This is a genomic window from Halomonas sp. MCCC 1A13316, assembly GCF_014931605.1.
In the GTDB taxonomy this organism is placed as follows: Bacteria; Pseudomonadota; Gammaproteobacteria; order Pseudomonadales; family Halomonadaceae; genus Halomonas.
Genome location: NZ_CP053382.1, coordinates 2,772,535 through 2,788,467, shown reverse-complemented (window position 1 = coordinate 2,788,467; position 15,933 = coordinate 2,772,535). Strand labels below are relative to the sequence as shown.

At 50.8% G+C, this 15,933-nt stretch carries 11 protein-coding genes and 1 pseudogene; 11 read left to right on the top strand and 1 reads right to left on the bottom strand.

What is annotated here, in order from left to right; all coding sequences use genetic code 11:
• The first annotated feature begins 234 nt into the window (after nt 1-234).
• Both HNO52_RS21100 and HNO52_RS21095 read left to right on the top strand, forming a co-directional pair.
• Entirely contained in the window at nt 235-1,083 is an 849-nt protein-coding gene (locus HNO52_RS21100; RefSeq protein ID WP_232090288.1) for a group II intron reverse transcriptase/maturase, read from the top strand.
• On the top strand, nt 1,071-1,598 hold the full coding sequence (locus tag HNO52_RS21095) for a group II intron maturase-specific domain-containing protein (RefSeq protein WP_232090287.1): 528 nt from the start codon (nt 1,071-1,073) through the stop codon (nt 1,596-1,598). Before HNO52_RS21100 ends, HNO52_RS21095 begins: the two co-directional genes overlap by 13 nt.
• Before the next feature lie 318 nt (nt 1,599-1,916).
• Here HNO52_RS21095 and HNO52_RS12845 read toward each other — a convergent pair.
• Nucleotides 1,917-2,953: pseudogene (locus HNO52_RS12845) on the bottom strand (IS110 family RNA-guided transposase).
• A gap of 490 nt (nt 2,954-3,443) precedes the next feature.
• Between HNO52_RS12845 and HNO52_RS12840 the strand changes: the two are divergent.
• From HNO52_RS12840 to HNO52_RS12800, 9 genes are all read left to right on the top strand, one after another.
• Nucleotides 3,444-5,549, top strand: coding sequence for an acyltransferase family protein (locus HNO52_RS12840; protein ID WP_197565680.1), 2,106 nt, complete (start codon nt 3,444-3,446; stop codon nt 5,547-5,549).
• Nucleotides 5,546-6,589: an NAD-dependent epimerase/dehydratase family protein gene (locus HNO52_RS12835; protein ID WP_197565679.1), complete on the top strand. Its 1,044-nt coding sequence runs from the start codon at nt 5,546-5,548 to the stop codon at nt 6,587-6,589. The genes HNO52_RS12840 and HNO52_RS12835 overlap by 4 nt, the downstream gene beginning before the upstream one ends.
• A 54-nt stretch (nt 6,590-6,643) precedes the next feature.
• Nucleotides 6,644-7,420 (top strand): glucose-1-phosphate cytidylyltransferase, encoded by a 777-nt coding sequence (gene rfbF, locus HNO52_RS12830; RefSeq protein WP_197565678.1) that lies wholly within the window; start codon nt 6,644-6,646, stop codon nt 7,418-7,420.
• A 44-nt stretch (nt 7,421-7,464) separates the two neighbouring features.
• The gene (locus HNO52_RS12825; protein WP_197565677.1) at nt 7,465-8,787 is read left to right on the top strand and encodes an NAD(P)H-dependent oxidoreductase; all 1,323 of its coding nucleotides are present in this window, start codon (nt 7,465-7,467) and stop codon (nt 8,785-8,787) included.
• Nucleotides 8,788-8,797: 10 nt separating this feature from the next.
• Nucleotides 8,798-9,346 (top strand): dTDP-4-dehydrorhamnose 3,5-epimerase, encoded by a 549-nt coding sequence (gene rfbC, locus HNO52_RS12820; protein WP_197565676.1) that lies wholly within the window; start codon nt 8,798-8,800, stop codon nt 9,344-9,346.
• Nucleotides 9,347-9,384: 38 nt separating this feature from the next.
• On the top strand, nt 9,385-10,413 hold the full coding sequence (locus tag HNO52_RS12815) for a glycosyltransferase family 2 protein (RefSeq protein ID WP_197565675.1): 1,029 nt from the start codon (nt 9,385-9,387) through the stop codon (nt 10,411-10,413).
• Nucleotides 10,414-10,518: 105 nt separating this feature from the next.
• Nucleotides 10,519-12,333: an ABC transporter ATP-binding protein gene (locus HNO52_RS12810; protein WP_197565674.1), complete on the top strand. Its 1,815-nt coding sequence runs from the start codon at nt 10,519-10,521 to the stop codon at nt 12,331-12,333.
• A 149-nt stretch (nt 12,334-12,482) separates the two neighbouring features.
• Nucleotides 12,483-13,562 (top strand): right-handed parallel beta-helix repeat-containing protein, encoded by a 1,080-nt coding sequence (locus HNO52_RS12805; RefSeq protein WP_197565673.1) that lies wholly within the window; start codon nt 12,483-12,485, stop codon nt 13,560-13,562.
• A gap of 226 nt (nt 13,563-13,788) precedes the next feature.
• Complete coding sequence (locus HNO52_RS12800) at nt 13,789-15,696, top strand: acyltransferase family protein (RefSeq protein WP_197565672.1); 1,908 nt, start codon at nt 13,789-13,791, stop codon at nt 15,694-15,696.
• The last annotated feature ends 237 nt before the right edge of the window (nt 15,697-15,933 follow it).

Here is a 15,933-nt window from a genome sequence, read left to right as displayed (position 1 = left end):
TAAAGCCCGGTACTTGCACGGAACGCCATGACGTATATCCGACAGGCATAAGCGGGAAGGTCGCGCGTCTTACCCTGGGAGGTCTGGTGGTCTGCCACGGTGCTACCGGCGTCGAGAGGCGACGGGATGGGCTATCAGGCGTCAGCAGAGGCCATAGTAAGTGCCGATTCACCACGGCACCAAGGGCCGAACATGAAGAACCGCGAGTAGGCGATGACGTCTCGAGGATCGATCATGAAGACCGAAGCTGGCGCTGACACCGCCACCCACCCAGAGGGGCAGGGGCGGAACCCCGAGCCCCGGCCGGTGGGCGTCGAGACGGTTCCGGCGTCGTCATCGTGGACGAAAGCGGAGCCCGACCCGCACATGGAGGCCGCGGTAGAGAAGGCCAACATGGCGCGGGCTTACCGTAAGGTGGTCGCCAACAAAGGCGCACCGGGTGCCGACGGCATGACGGTGCACCAACTGGCAGATCACTTGAAACAGCACTGGCCGACGCTGCGTGAGCGGCTGCTGACCGGTGAGTACCACCCCAGCCCGGTCCGAGCTGTCGAGATCCCCAAGCCCAAGGGCGGGACGCGACAGCTCGGCATCCCCACGGTCACCGACCGGCTGATCCAGCAGGCGCTGCTGCAGGTGCTGACGCCGCTCTTCGATCCGGGTTTTTCCGAATCGAGCTACGGTTACCGCCCGAAGCGCAGCGCCCAGCAGGCCGTCTCGGCCATGAAGACCCATGTCACTGCCGGCCACCGCTGGGTGGTCGTCCTCGACCTGGAAGCCTTCTTCGACCGAGTGAACCACGATCTGCTGATGGCGCGGGTCGCGCGCCGCGTTCGCGACAAGCGGGTGCTGCGCCTGATCCGCCGCTACCTGGAAGCCGGGATGTTCCAGCACGGCCTGACCACGCCGCGCCGGCAGGGTACGCCCCAAGGCGGACCGCTGAGTCCGCTGCTGGCCAATATCCTGCTGGATGAGGTGGACAAGGAACTGAGTGCCGCGGCCACCGCTTCTGCCGCTACGCCGACGACGTGCAGGTATACGTCAGGAGTCGGCGGGCAGGCGAGCGCGTCATGGCCAGCCTGAGTGACTATCTCGACAACTCACTCCGGCTCACGGTCCATGGCGACAAGAGCACGGTGGACCGGCCGTGGCACCGTGGCTATCTGGGCTACGCGTTGACCCGGCACAAGCGGCCGAAGCTGACCCTGGCCAAGGCCAGCCTGCAGCGTCTGATGCAGCGTGTCCGGGAGATCCTCAAGCGCGGCAAGGGGCGCAACATCCGACGAGTGATCGAAGAACGGATCCCGGTCCTGCGGGGCTGGGCCAGCTACTTCAGCTTCGTCGATGTGAAGCGCCCGCTGGAAGCGTTGAACCAATGGATACGGCGCCGATTACGCTGCGTGATCTGGCGGCAATGGAAGCGATCCGGCACCCGGCGCCGGAAACTCCTTGCGCTGGGCCTGGACGACCCGCGAGCCTGGAAGTCAGCGGGTAACGGTCGAGGCCCCTGGTGGAATGCAGGTCCCTGCATAGGCGCCATGCCTTACCTAACCGCCGGTTCAGTCAGCAGGGAATGGTCTCGGTGCTCGATACGGTAAGAGGGCTTAGCCGTTCTTCGTGAACCGCCGTGGTACGGAACCGTACGCCCGTATATGGAGTCCTCCCCGTTTGCAAGCATGCGACTTGATGGGCGGTACGACTGCACACGTATATCCGGTCTCTTGAATGATGCCATGGGCATCGGACCCTGATGGGCTATCCGCACGTCAGCTCCCAATCGGTGGTACGAGCAACTCGCTCTTAGGCATACAGGGGTTTGCTGACGTCGGTTCGACCTGTTCGCCATCTGCAGCACACTCAGCAATCGTCGATGGTGGGCTATCTCGCTGTAATGTTGGTGAATTTATGGGGTGGTGTCACGCTGCCTGCGCTGCCAGGTCGGGGTCATAGGCCTGATCGTGGCGCGTGATCGCCCAGGCAATACGCGCCGTCTTGTTGGCAAGGGCAATCACCGCCACATTGGTATGTTTGCGCTCGGCCAGCTGCCTGGCCCAGTGGCTGAGGTTGTCCTCCTTGCCCTCGCTGTAGCGCAGCACGGCGCGCTCATCATGGGTCAGCAAGGTGCGTAGGTAACCGTCGCCGCGCTTGCTGATGCCCAGCAGGCGGTCGCGCCCGCCGGTACTATGCTGTCTTGGTGTCAGGCCCAGGGAGGCGGCAAAATCGCGCCCGCGCTTGAAAGCCTGGGCATCGCCCAGAGCGCTGGCCAACGCACTGGCGGTGAGTATGCCGACGCCACGCAGGGTCATCAGCCGCTTGGCGATGGGATCGGTCTGGGCGTGGCACTCGATGCCTTCTGTCACCGTGACAATGCGCGCATCCAGGTGGCGCAAATCCTCGGCGAGGCCTGCCAACAAGACACGGAAGTCATCAGTCAGGCAGTTCTCGGCATCCTCCAGCCAGCGTGGCAAGGCTGCTCGCAGCTGGCCGATGCCGGTGGGCGCCACCAGCCCGTACTCGCCGATCAGGCCACGAATCTGGTTGGCCTTGGCGGTACGCTGCTGAACCAGTTCACTGCGGATGCGATGCGCCGCCTGAACATCTTGCTGGGCGACCGACTTGACGGCGACGAAGCGCATGTGGGGGCGGCCCATGGCCTCGCAGATCGCCTCGGCATCGACACGATCGTTCTTGTTGCTCTTGACGTAGGGCTTGACGAACTGAGCGGCGATCAGCTTGACGTGATAGCCGCGCGCCTGCAGCTCGCGGGCCCAGTGGTGGGCGGAGGCACACGCCTCCATACTGATCTCGGCCCCATGGGGACGCGCTTGACGATGGCGTCCAGCCACTTGTCACGCTGGTACATGCCGCGCCATTGGACCTGATCATGACGATCGACGCCGTGGACATGAAAGACGGATTTGGCAATATCGACACCAACGCGTGAAATGCCCATGGGATGCGCTCCTCAGCAGGCAGCCTCACTCTCTCAGTGTGGCGCATCGGCGCCGGGGTAGGGTGGGGAGGACTCCATCCCATTGGTGGTGTGAGAGGACGGGGGAGGAGACTCCCCCCTCCTACTCGATGTATGAATTTCATTGTGAAGACCTTCACTGCGCTGTTTCGTAACGTCCATCGCTAGTAGAAAAGTACCGTATTTTTAATCAGGTCAGGAAAATCCTTACAACAGGATGACGAAAGTTTGGTGCCAAGTATGGGAAAAACCAACTACGCAAAACGCAAGTACATTTAGTAACATTCTGTAGGAAAATATAACAATGATAAAAGACTCATAGAAATGGAAAGGGAGGTCCACCATGAACTCCTCTGGCGGTAGCGTGGCCTGGAATAGTCCACCCTAAAAATTAGTTATAGGAAATTTAGAATGGAGAACGAAATTACACATGTTTGCCTAGATAATTCGATAAAGTCTCATCGAGGATACAATGACGACTCACTACAGGCCTGAAATAGATGGGCTAAGAGCCGTAGCCGTTATACCTGTTATATTGTTTCATGCTGGATTTGAAACTTTTAGTGGCGGGTATGTCGGAGTTGATATTTTTTTCGTCATAAGCGGATATCTGATTACTGGAATTATTTACAACGAAATAGTTGAAGAGCAATTCTCAATCGTGAATTTCTACGAACGGCGAGCGAGACGAATTCTACCGTCGCTTTTTTTTGTCAGTATAGTTTGCATGGCCGTGGCATGGGTGTGGATGCTGCCGGAGGAGTTCGCGAGTCTGAGCAAAAGCTTGGTAGCCGTTAATTTATTTATTTCCAACATTCATTACTGGCAGGACATGGATTACTTCGCCGGTCCAGCAGAGATGAAGCCCTTTCTGCATACCTGGAGCCTGGCCGTAGAAGAGCAGTTCTATCTGTTTTTTCCATTGTTCATGTTATTGGTAGGCTGGGTCAGGAAATGGCTGCTCATAGGCGTTTTGACGCTGTGCTTCCTCTTTAGCCTGGCCTTGTCGGATTACGCTTCAACGCATCATCCCTCAGCTAATTTCTATTTGCTGCCCACACGCGCCTGGGAGCTTCTGGCTGGGGCTATCGTAGCAGTCTTTCTCCATCGGCACAGAGCTAAGCCTCCCCTCTGGGTAAGCAGTCTGGGAGGGGTGGTTGGGATAGTGCTGCTTCTTTATGCGATATTGATATTCGATCAGAGCGTTCCTTTCCCCGGTCGGTGGGCTTTGATCCCAGTTCTAGGGACCACTCTAATCATACTCTTTGCCAGCGAGAGAGACATTACAGGAAAAGTACTTTCCTTCAAGCCCATGGTAGGTATCGGCCTGATCAGCTACAGCGCCTACCTATGGCATCAGCCAGTGTTCGCGTTCGCCAGAGAACGTAGCTTGGGCCCCATTTCCCATATCGACTTCATTCTGTTGAGCATACTCTCCCTGCTGCTGGCCTGGTTTTCCTGGCACTATGTCGAATTACCCTTCCGTAATCGCAATAAATATACTCGACCCCAGATCTTCAGCACGGCCTTGGTAATGTCGTGCCTGATGATCGGTGTGGGTTTCTATGGTACCTACTCACAGGGTATCCCATGGCGCTTTAATGGAGAGCTTGAAAACCTAGTGATGGTGCGTTCACAAAAGAAAATAAACGCAAACTGTCAGAGCACTCCGGGAAACTTGCTGCCATTTGATGAGACATGTGTGTACAACGAGAACGGAAATAGGACGGTCGTGATATGGGGAGATAGCCAGGCAACGCCGTTAGTCGGACCGGTAGCCGAACGAGTCGATGCGCTTGACATGAAGGTAAGACAATTCGTTTATACAAACTGCCTGCCAATAGCGGGTTATACCAGAAGTGATGAACCGGAATGTGGTCGCCATAACGAACAAGTTCTGGAGTACGTCCTGGAAGACGATAGCGTCGAACTAGTCATGATGCTTGGACGATATCCGCTTCAATTTGAGGGTGTATCATTCAATAACGGCGAAGGAGGAATCGAGCACGATGGAGCGGTACGTGCCGTACCCATGAACCGTCTCGACATAAGTGATGAAGAACTTCGCATTGAACAGGTTGGGTCACTGCTTAAGGAAACTGTCGAGAGAATGGCTCGCGCCGGGAAACGGGTCGTCCTGGTCTATCCGGTACCTGAGGTGGGCTGGGATGTGCCTTACTTTCTGGTCAAGGAAAGATTGTACGGCATTGAACGATTTGCTCCCCTCTCTACGAGTTACGAAGTTTTTAAGCAGCGTACAGCATCGGCTTATGAACAAATGGCTAGAGTCGTGGAACATGACAATCTGATAAAAATAGAGCCGGCCAGACTATTCTGTGATACCTACCTGCCCAGTCGCTGCGCTACCCAGATCGAAGAAGTACTTCTTTATTACGATAACAATCATTTGAGTGTAGCCGGTGCTTCGATTCTGGTAGCACAGATATTTGAAGAAATGAAAAGCAAGGGTTGGGTGAGCGAAGAGGAGCTCAAGCTGAGCATGCTGAACGGTGGCTCAACTGGTAATGTCTTGCAGCAAAGCGACTCTGACTATCTGCAACGGGAGACTAGGCGATGAAGGTGTTGATTCTGGGGAACATGGGATACGTTGGGCCCGAAGTCACCAAGGAGCTGAAACGACGGCATCCTGAGTCGGTGTTACATGGTTATGACAATGCCTATTTCTCACACTGCCTGACGGGGGTCGACCGAAGCCCTGAAAGGCATCTGGAAAGGCAGTATTACGGGGATATACGCTATCTTCCAGAAGGATTGCTGGAAGGCTATGACGCCGTGGTACAGCTTGCCGCCGTTTCCAACGATCCCATGGGTAATCGCTTCGAGACCGTCACCCAGGAGATCAACCAGGAAGCCACCGTAAGGATTGCCAGACGGGCGGCGCAGGCTGGTGTGACGCATTTCGTCTTTGCGTCGAGCTGTAGCGTATACGGCCTAGCGAGCGGGGAGCCCCGTAAGGAGGCCGACCCGCTCGCGCCAATGACTGCATATGCTAGGTCCAAGATCGGCTCGGAGGATGCACTTGCTGCTATTGAAGGTGACATGATCATTACCAGCCTGAGGTTTGCGACCGCCTGTGGTATGTCGGCGCGCCTTCGCCTGGACCTGGTGCTGAATGACTTCGTTGCCTGCGCTCTTGCACAGAAAAAGATCACCGTGCTAAGCGATGGAACACCTTGGCGTCCCTTGATCGATGTCAGCGACATGGGGAGAGCGATCGACTGGGCCATTCAGCGACAGGCAAACAATGGGGGGCGCATTCTCAGCGTCAATGCCGGCTCCAACCGTCGAAATCACCAGGTGCGCGAACTGGCGGAAGCCGTCGCTGATGCTATTCCCGGAACGAGCGTTCACATCAACGAGAAAGAGGCGATCGATAGCCGCTCATACAAGGTGGATTTTGGCCTTTTCGAGAAGCTGGCTCCGGAGCATCAGCCCCTGATGTCGCTTCAAGATTCCATCCAAGGCTTGGTAGCGGGATTGTCCCGCATGAAATTTTCGGATGCGGGATTCCGAGATTCGCATTTGATGCGATTAAAAGTTTTACAAGACCATGTTGAACAAGGACGGTTAACAGAGGGCTTGGAATGGGTGGAGTAGCGAAACGGCTTTTACTTAAACGATAAAAAATAAGATTTTAAAGGGAGAATTATTATGAAAGTTGTGATTCTTGCTGGTGGCTTCGGAACTCGCCTGAGTGAGGAAACATCTATCCGGCCCAAGCCAATGGTGGAAGTGGGAGAGCGACCCATACTTTGGCACATCATGAAAATCTATTCTCATTATGGATTGAAGGATTTCGTAATACTGGGCGGTTACAAGGTCGACTACATTCGTAATTATTTCCTCAATTATCGCGGCAGACAGACAGATTACACCATCGATCTGAAAACGGGGCGTGTCGAGTGGCTGAACGGTGTTAGCGAGGACTGGAATGTGACGGTCCTCGACACAGGCTCGGAATCACTAACGGGAGGAAGGATAAAGCGAGCTAAGCATCTCATCGAGAATGAGACCTTCTGCTTGACGTATGGAGACGGTGTAAGCGATGTGGATATCGGACAACTTATCGAAAGCCACAAGCAATCAGGTTGTTGGTGCACGCTGACGGCAGTCACCCAGCCGGGACGCTATGGTGCACTCAGGCTGGATGAGAGTAGCAATCACGTCATGGCTTTTCGTGAAAAGGGAGCCGTCGACGGAGGTTTGATCAACGGCGGTTTCTTCGTCTGCGAGCCCGAGGTACTTGACCTGATCGATAACGATCGTACGACGTGGGAGAACGAGCCCATGGAGCGCATGGTGCAGATGGGCAAGTTGGGTTATTACCATCATCAGGGCTACTGGCAAAGTATGGACTCGCTACGTGACAAGATGGTGCTCGAGGCGGCATGGGCCGATACGCCGCCATGGAAAGTTTGGAAAGATTGAGCAGAGCTTTCAAATTGTTTCTACCAGCTGGGAAGCAAAGAACGATGATGATCGTAGATACGGCATTAGCCAAGCGGGAAGCGGACAATAAACCGATTCGTGTGGGCATGGTCGGAGCGGGTTTCCAGGGTAAAGGCATCGGCTTACAGATCATGACCGCAACACCTGGCATGACCCTTTGCGCCATCGCCAATCGCCATGTCGAATCGGCCATCTCGGTGTTTGAGCAGGTAGGGATTGCCCCAGAGCGATGCGATACGACAGCGGAGATCGAATCGGCAATCGCCAGGGGGGTGCCCGTGGTTACGGAAGATGCCAGCGCTATGGCCGCGTCTGACGGTCTGGATGCCATCGTTGAGGTTACGGGTTCTATCGAATATGCGGCAGAGGCAATATTGACGGCCATCTCCAGTGGCAAACACGTCATCCAGATGAATGCTGAGCTCGATGGAACGATCGGTCCCATCCTGAAGCGCAAAGCGGAACAGGCTGGGCTGATCTATACTTTTTCGGATGGTGACCAACCGGGTGTACAGATGAACCTGCTTCGGTTCGCTGAAGGTTTGGGGATCAAACCTGTACTGAGCGGCAACATCAAGGGATTGCATGATCCTTACCGGAACCCCGAAACGCAGCGCGCATTTGCGGAGCGATGGGGTCAGAAGCCCGCCATGGTGGCTTCTTTCGCTGACGGTACGAAGATCTCGTTCGAGCAGGCGATTGTGGCGAATGGCACGGGAATGCAAGTCGCCCGCCGCGGCATGCTCGGTCCCGATTTCTCGAACGGCGACCCCAGCTCACCACTCGTGCCCATCGAGGAAACGCTATCCAGCTTCGAGCCTTATCTGGATGCTTCAGGACCCGGACTCGTCGACTACGTGGTGGGAGCCCGGCCAGGCCCTGGCGTCTTCGTCATCGGCACTGTGTCCGATCCGCGAAAGCAGCACTATCTTGAACTCTACAAACTGGGAAAGGGGCCCTATTACTGCTTCTATACCCCCTATCATCTTTGTCATTTTGAAGTGCCGACCTCGGTCGCACGAGCCGTGTTGTTCAACGACCCTGTGTTAACCCCTCGCGGAGCCCCGGTTGTCGGTGTCGTAGCCATGGCCAAGAAAGACCTCGAAGAGGGGGCAATCATTCGTGAATTTGGCGGCTTCGAAGTATACGGCGTTGCCGAGAACATTGAGGTCATCCGCAGAGAGAGGCTTTTACCCGTTGGTCTGGCGCTCGGTTGCGTCGTGAAAAAGCGCGTCGCAAAGGATGTGCCTCTGACTTTCGATGATGTCCGGTTTCCTGAGGGACGCCTGGTTGACCGGCTGTATCGGGCGCAGGAAGACGTTTTCTTTGAGAAAATCGAGGAATAGGGGGTTAAATATGCAGTTCATCCAGACAGATCTCAAGGATGCCTACTTGGTGGAGCTTGAACCTCGAGGTGATGACAGAGGCTTCTTTGCAAGAACCATGTGCAGAGAGGAATTCGCCACGATAGGAATTAAAAACGATTTCGTTCAACAAAATACCTCCTTCTCGGCCCAGCGCGGCACACTTCGCGGCCTACACTTTCAGAAGGCCCCTGATGGAGAGGATAAACTGATTCGTTGCATCCGCGGTGCCATCGTTGACGTCATCGTCGATATTCGGCAGGACTCGCCTACCTACATGCAGCATCAGATGTTCGAACTCACCAGCAGAAACAGGCTGCAACTTTTAGTACCCAAGGGATTTGCCCACTCCTTCATGACACTGGAGGATGACGTGGAAGTCAGTTATCTAGTGACAGCACCCTATACACCGTCATCTGAAGATGGGCTACGCTACGATGACGTAGCCCTCGGCATCGAATGGCCTATGCCAGCTTCGGTGATCTCTGACAAGGATGCCAGTTGGCCATTAATTAGCGAGCGCTCCTCTCGACTTTATTAAGCCAAAATATATTAAAACGCTGACGCAGGGAGAATACCATGGAAAACAAGGTGATCGGCGTTATCCTTACGTACAATCGAAAGGAACTTCTCAAACGCTGTCTCAAGGCGGTTCACTCTCAGACCCGTCCGTGTGATATGGTTCTGGTGATCAATAACGCAAGCACCGATGGAACGTTGGAGTATCTGACATGTGGTAAGTATCCGGACATAAAAGTTTATACCATGAAGAAAAATGTGGGCGCGGCAGGTGGCTTCAATGCTGGATTCCGATTGGCCTACGATAACGGAGCGGACCATATATGGATGATGGACGATGATGTCATCCCGGATTCGGAGGCCTTGGAAAAATTGCTGCAGGCCGATGAATTTTTAGCCAATAAGGGTATGAAAAAAAGCTACCTTCTTTCAACTGCCTATACCGAACTTGGCCAAGTGTGCAATACGCCACAAGTGAGTAATGCGAGAAATGGGGCAGGGTATTTCGATTGGCCTGAACAATTGAAACATGGGTTGGTGGCGATCGGAAGTGGTACATTCGTCTCGATCTTGGTGCCTCGATCGACGTTGGAAAAATACGGCCTTCCCATTTCGTCGATGTATATCTGGGGGGAAGATGCCGAGTTCACCTTGAGAATCACCCAAGAGCAGCCAGGATATCTAGTCGGTAATAGTCACGTAGTTCATTTACGGCATGGCGGTGGGACGATTAGTATCGTCGCCGAGTCCAATCCTACGCGAATCGGCTATTATAAAAATTTTATAAGAAATAATTTGTACATTTCCAAGATTTATAAAACAAGGCGCAGAACAATATCGATTTTATTTAATAATATGTTTCTGGTTTTAAAGATGCTTGCAAGAAAAAAGATTTACAAAGCATGGGTCATTACGCTCGGGTTGGCTCAAAGCTTTGGCTATAAACCCAAAGTGGACCATGTGAATAGCACGTACGATTATTCAAGCGTTAGCGTTTCCTTTCCCGAGTCGGATCCTGCCGATACGGAAGATAAAACAAGAATAGCATGCGGTGGGACTTATCAGCAGGGATATGCGCGCTCAATATAAATCTACTGCTCGTTATGCATAAGGGAAGAAGATAGGTTGTGGCCATGAATATGCTCGCTTCTTGAGTTTAATCGATCTCGTTGCGATCGACATAAGGAATATAACATGCTAAGGAAATTAAAAGATCTTTACGTTCTGCTGACCAGGGAGCAGCGTATAAAACTTTTGAAGCTGCAAGGCCTTATCATCGTAATGTCCTTTGCTGAAATAGCAGGCGTCATGTCGATTGGCCCTTTCATGGCGTTGGTAGGTGACATGACAATACTGGAAGAATCTCAAGGTATTGCCTCGACGCTGTATCGTATGAGTGGTATTAAAACTCCTAGCGATTTTCTTTTCTGGCTGGGCATCATGGTATTAATGGTGCTGGCAGCAGCCACCTTCATATCAATGTATACGGTTTGGCGTTTGTCGCTATACGGCGCAAAAGTAGGCGCAGAATTGGGAAATAGGCTTTATCGATACTACATGTTCCAACCCTGGTTATATCACGCCACTACCAGTAGCAGTCACCTTACTAAGCAGATTTCTCAAGAAACCTTGCGGATGACGAATTTTGTCATTAATCCTTTGCTGCACATGAATGCGAAGCTTGTTATGGCATTTTTAATGAGCATAGTGATTTTTATCTATGACCCCATGGTGGCATTAATCGGAATCTCGATCTTTGTGGCTTCCTACTATCTTCTTTTCGTCACAGTGCGCCGGCGGCTCACCAAAAACGGCAAGGCAATTTCCGAAACCCAATCACAGCGCTTCAAACTGATGGCGGAGGGTTTTGGCGGTATCAAAGACGCGCTGCTGTTGGGCCACCAAAAGACCTTCATCGATCGGTTTGAGAAGCCCAGCATGCAATTTGCAAAAGCGGCAGGCAGCAACCAGGCCATCAGTCAGGTGCCACGCTACGCAATGGAGCTCGTCGCCTTTTCCAGTGTGATTTTTCTGGTTCTGTACTTACTAGCTACACACAACGGCAATCTAGGAGCTATTTTGCCAATACTTTCAATATATGCAATGGCCGGCTTCAAGTTGTTGCCAGCGCTGCAGAAGGTGTACTCCAGCTTATCGCAGATACGCGGTAATCTTGCTTCCTTCGAAGCGGTGAGAGACGACCTTTATAATAGTTCTGAACCAAGGGAGAAGGAACGGAGCTTGGCGGTGAGAAATGATATGGTCGGTAATATCACGCCCCAAGACGTTATTCGACTGGATAATATTGTATTCAGTTATCCCGGTGCACGGGAATTCGCACTTAACGGTGTTAGCATGGAAGTCCCGGCCAATCGCATGATTGGAATAGTAGGCGCCTCGGGATCGGGAAAATCTACGATCATTGATATATTACTTGGGCTCATCGATCCGGATCAGGGCGAAATCAGCATCGACGGCGTTCGTATCGAAACACACAATAAGCGGCAATGGCAGAATACACTTGGGTTCGTGCCACAAAGCATCTTTCTTGCGGATACCAGTATCCGAGAGAACATTGCTTTTGGCGTAGAGCCTGGAAAAATTGACGAAGAAAAATTAGACCGTGCTGCCGGTATGGCAAACCTCCACGAGCTCCTCGAAGAGCTTCCCAATGGGCTAGATACTTGCGTAGGTGAAAGGGGGGTTCAACTTTCAGGCGGGCAGCGCCAACGCATTGGTATTGCCCGCGCACTGTATCACGATGCTAAAGTACTTATTCTAGATGAAGCAACTAGTGCTCTGGATGGAATTACAGAAAAACTTATCATGGAAGCCATCCACGATATCATGGGGAAGAAGACCATTATAATGATTGCGCATCGACTTGCAACGGTTCGTCAGTGCAACCGAATCTATCTCATGAAAGAGGGGAGGATGATTGATTCGGGGAGCTATAGTGAGTTGTCCAGCCGCAATGAAATATTTCAGCGTATGGCGGCACATAGCTGAACATACTGGAAGGAGGCCGGATTATGTCACTTGGATCGGTTGGAAACGTTTCCACCAGCACTTCTCAAGCTACCTCGACAGCTGGCATGCGAGCTACAGTCAATGACACAGGCGGTATGTCTCGAAAAAGAAAGTGTCGACCAGACAGCATGACCACCAGCGAAATGGACATAGCGCCTTCGGGCGATCCCATCCGTGACCAGCAGCAGCTACAGACTTTCCTGGATAACATCGCCACCGATGGCATTGTGGGTATCATCGAGGCGGGTCACTGGTTTCTTTACCGCAAACTGCGCTTGCATGACGGTACTCGTCTCAGAGGGCAGGGCATGGAAAGGACCATTCTTGAAGCCAGGGCAGAAGACTGGCGTCAGGATGATTATGTTGCCATGCACTTGGACGTTGGTGAGAGCCTTCATCCACACGGTATCTTTCTATCAGACTTCTGCATGATTGGCGCTGACAAGCACGCAACGGACAATGGCCCACTGATTCGTCTTGAAGGAATGTCAGACTTTTTGATTGAACGAGTTAGAACTGAGGATGCATCGAGCTACGGAATCTTCGTTACCGGTTATGGCATTGGCCGCTTCACCAATGACATACATAGTGACTTCTGGAATTCGACTCACCGCGGCATTATACGTCAATGTCGTGCTCTGCGTGGTCAAGTCGGGATAGGCTGTGAAGGAGGGGCTCAGAACATTCTGATTATGGGTAATCATACGGACGGCCAGGTCTTGCATGGCTTTCGTCTCGCTTCGGCCTATGACACTCAGCTCCTAGGCAATAGTGCAATAAAGACAAGGAACGCGTATTGGATCGACCGACACCGAGGTATTCACGTGCTACATAACACAGCAGCCCAAGTTGAACGCGGGTGTGTATATGGCGGATTTCACGTAAGCCGTGACAGCGAGATGTCGACGGGCTTATGGATCATAGGAAATCAGTTCAAAACATCTAGATCGGCGATAACGGATGCCTACCAGGGGAATGCAGACAAGTTTACCCGCATCGTAAAGATTAAGGACAATTATCTGCAAGGGGGAAATATTCGCCTTCTCTGGTCCAAGCAAGTAGATGTCCAAGGTAACGATGGCGACGGTCGCAACGCTATCGTTACCTCTCATCAGGTCACTGGGATGATAGGTAATAATTTCATGAGTTTGATTAACAGGTCAGATGGGGTGGACGATATTGGAAGAAATTACTTAAGCAAATCTTGATGTGTTAAAAGATTGAAGTTGTGTGATAAAAACAAAACAGGGGGCATTAACTCTCTCCACTCCACTTCGAGATAAATTGAGCACTTGAGCTCTAATTTAATTAGTCGTATTTATTTGCTCTTTGTAGATCATGAAGTATTGAAATAGATTATCTTTCCTTAGTAATCATCACTGCTGTAATGAGCTCAAAAAACGATTGAAAATTCATTGGAAAAAACCGTAAATCATGGCATATAGAAAAGACATAGACGGTTTAAGAGCTCTAGCAGTACTTTCGGTGATTGCTTTTCACTCGGGACTGGATTTTACTTCTGGCGGATATGTCGGGGTGGATGTTTTTTTTGTGATTAGTGGCTTTATTATAACCAACATGATTTATAGGGAGGTTAAGGAAAAGGAGTTTAGCTATGTTGGATTTTATAAAAGAAGAGCCGCTAGACTTCTTCCTGCCTTTATTATTACTTTGCTCCTGGTTTTTGCTTTCGGGTTCTATTTCTATACAACCAAGTCGTTCGACAAACTTGGGAAGGAAATATTTTTTTCTTCACTTGGTACAGCAAATATTTTGTTTGCCCAAGGAGTCAATTATTTCGCTGAAGGCTCAGCTTACCAGCCTTTAATGCATTTATGGTCGCTTGGTGTCGAAGAACAATTTTATCTTGTGTGGCCCACTTTGTTGCTGGTAGCTTTTAGGATTTCAGATGGCGCAGTTATACCTTTGACGGGAATTGTCTTGGTTATAACAACTTCAATGGTTATTTCGGCAACTAATGACGGTAATAGCAAAGCATATTTCTTACTTCAATATCGGGCAAACGAACTATTGATTGGATCTCTTACGGCTCTTTTGTTGGCAAAATACCATAAGGATAAAGTAAAAGAGAACTACAAAAGATATCTAAGTTATTTGGGATTGTCGCTTATGGTTGCGCCCGTCTTGCTTTATGATAAAAATACTGCTTTTCCAGGTTATAACGCACTACTACCTTGCATTGGCGTTGCGCTCATCATCGCTTTTCCGAACAGAGGGCTTGTCACTAAAATGCTGTCTCACGGGATGTTGGTTTTAATAGGACTAATATCTTACCCATTATATTTGTATCATCAGCCATTTGTTTCTTTCGCTCGTTACTTCGAATTGGACATGCCGTCCTATGTTATGTTTATAACTATAGCTAGCCTATCGTCTCTTTTGGCTATGCCAACCTATCATTATATAGAGAAACCGATTAGAAACATTGCACGATCAAGCTCAATTAGTTCTTCGGCGACCATAATAGGGCTATGTCTTTTCATCCCAGTCTTGGCTGCCATTGGTTTTATCGTTGCTAAAACCAACGGCCTACCGGAGCGATTCAAGTACTTGAATCAATTTGCATTGGAAGTTACCGAATTTCATTCATCCACTTTTCATGATAATTACGAGCGCGGCTTTAATATAAGCAATACTGAACACGGAGAGATTTTATTCGTTGGTGACTCAGTATTGCAGCATTACGTTTTACCATTTAGTATCGCTATAGGGCTTGGGTCAGACGAGGTGGATACAGTAACGCGAGGCGGTTGTGTGCTTCTGAAAGGAGTAGAGTTTAATGATAAATACGCAGATATATCCTGCAATGATTTAAGATCAAGCTTATATAGTTCACAGAAAAACTATAATTATGTCGTAATTTCCCAGTCCTGGGAGTTATACCAAGACTCAGTCACCAATTTTCCTGACGGTAAAAGAAGTTATGATAGATGGACAGCTTTTATAAACCAGACAGTAGAGCATTTCTTACAGTATGCAGATGAAGTAATCATTATCGGAGCCCATCCAAGGGTCTCTGGGGCTACGAGCTTGCAACCTTCTATACGACTTACCAAGGAGTCCTACCTGCACGGGTTGAGGTCGCTTGAGATAGATAATGCTGCAAGTATAAGTTTAGCAAGTAACTTTTTCCTTGATTTCGAGAATATTAATGGCGTTACCATTTTGGAGCCACACAAAATTTTCTGCTCCCCCAACTGTATACTCAGCAGTGATATATGGTCTTACTACAGCGATAGTCAACATATCACGAGCGCAGCCACAAATTTTGTTGTCGAGAGAATAAAGCATACGCTTGCGATAAGGACAGGCGAAAGATGAACGAAACGTCTGGAAGTAAAGCTAAAGAAAAGGAAAGTCACCATCCAGACGGTGAACCGTTTCTAAGCCTAAAAGGTTGAATGGCTTAATTTTTTCATACCTACCATGGCTCCAAGCGTGAAACTGCTGGGAGCGGATAGCACATTAACCCAGGCGTAATTCACGCCGTAGTAAAAAAATCGAAATATCAATCGCTTAGTTTTTTCAGCCTGTTGGGTACTGACATTCCATCATGTC

Coding starts and splice junctions, on each gene's coding strand:
- HNO52_RS21100 (WP_232090288.1), top strand. CDS start 235: ATGAAGACCGAAGCTGGCGCTGACACCGCCACCCACCCAGAGGGGCAG.
- HNO52_RS21095 (WP_232090287.1), top strand. CDS start 1,071: ATGGCCAGCCTGAGTGACTATCTCGACAACTCACTCCGGCTCACGGTC.
- HNO52_RS12840 (WP_197565680.1), top strand. CDS start 3,444: ATGACGACTCACTACAGGCCTGAAATAGATGGGCTAAGAGCCGTAGCC.
- HNO52_RS12835 (WP_197565679.1), top strand. CDS start 5,546: ATGAAGGTGTTGATTCTGGGGAACATGGGATACGTTGGGCCCGAAGTC.
- rfbF (WP_197565678.1), top strand. CDS start 6,644: ATGAAAGTTGTGATTCTTGCTGGTGGCTTCGGAACTCGCCTGAGTGAG.
- HNO52_RS12825 (WP_197565677.1), top strand. CDS start 7,465: ATGATGATCGTAGATACGGCATTAGCCAAGCGGGAAGCGGACAATAAA.
- rfbC (WP_197565676.1), top strand. CDS start 8,798: ATGCAGTTCATCCAGACAGATCTCAAGGATGCCTACTTGGTGGAGCTT.
- HNO52_RS12815 (WP_197565675.1), top strand. CDS start 9,385: ATGGAAAACAAGGTGATCGGCGTTATCCTTACGTACAATCGAAAGGAA.
- HNO52_RS12810 (WP_197565674.1), top strand. CDS start 10,519: ATGCTAAGGAAATTAAAAGATCTTTACGTTCTGCTGACCAGGGAGCAG.
- HNO52_RS12805 (WP_197565673.1), top strand. CDS start 12,483: ATGACCACCAGCGAAATGGACATAGCGCCTTCGGGCGATCCCATCCGT.
- HNO52_RS12800 (WP_197565672.1), top strand. CDS start 13,789: ATGGCATATAGAAAAGACATAGACGGTTTAAGAGCTCTAGCAGTACTT.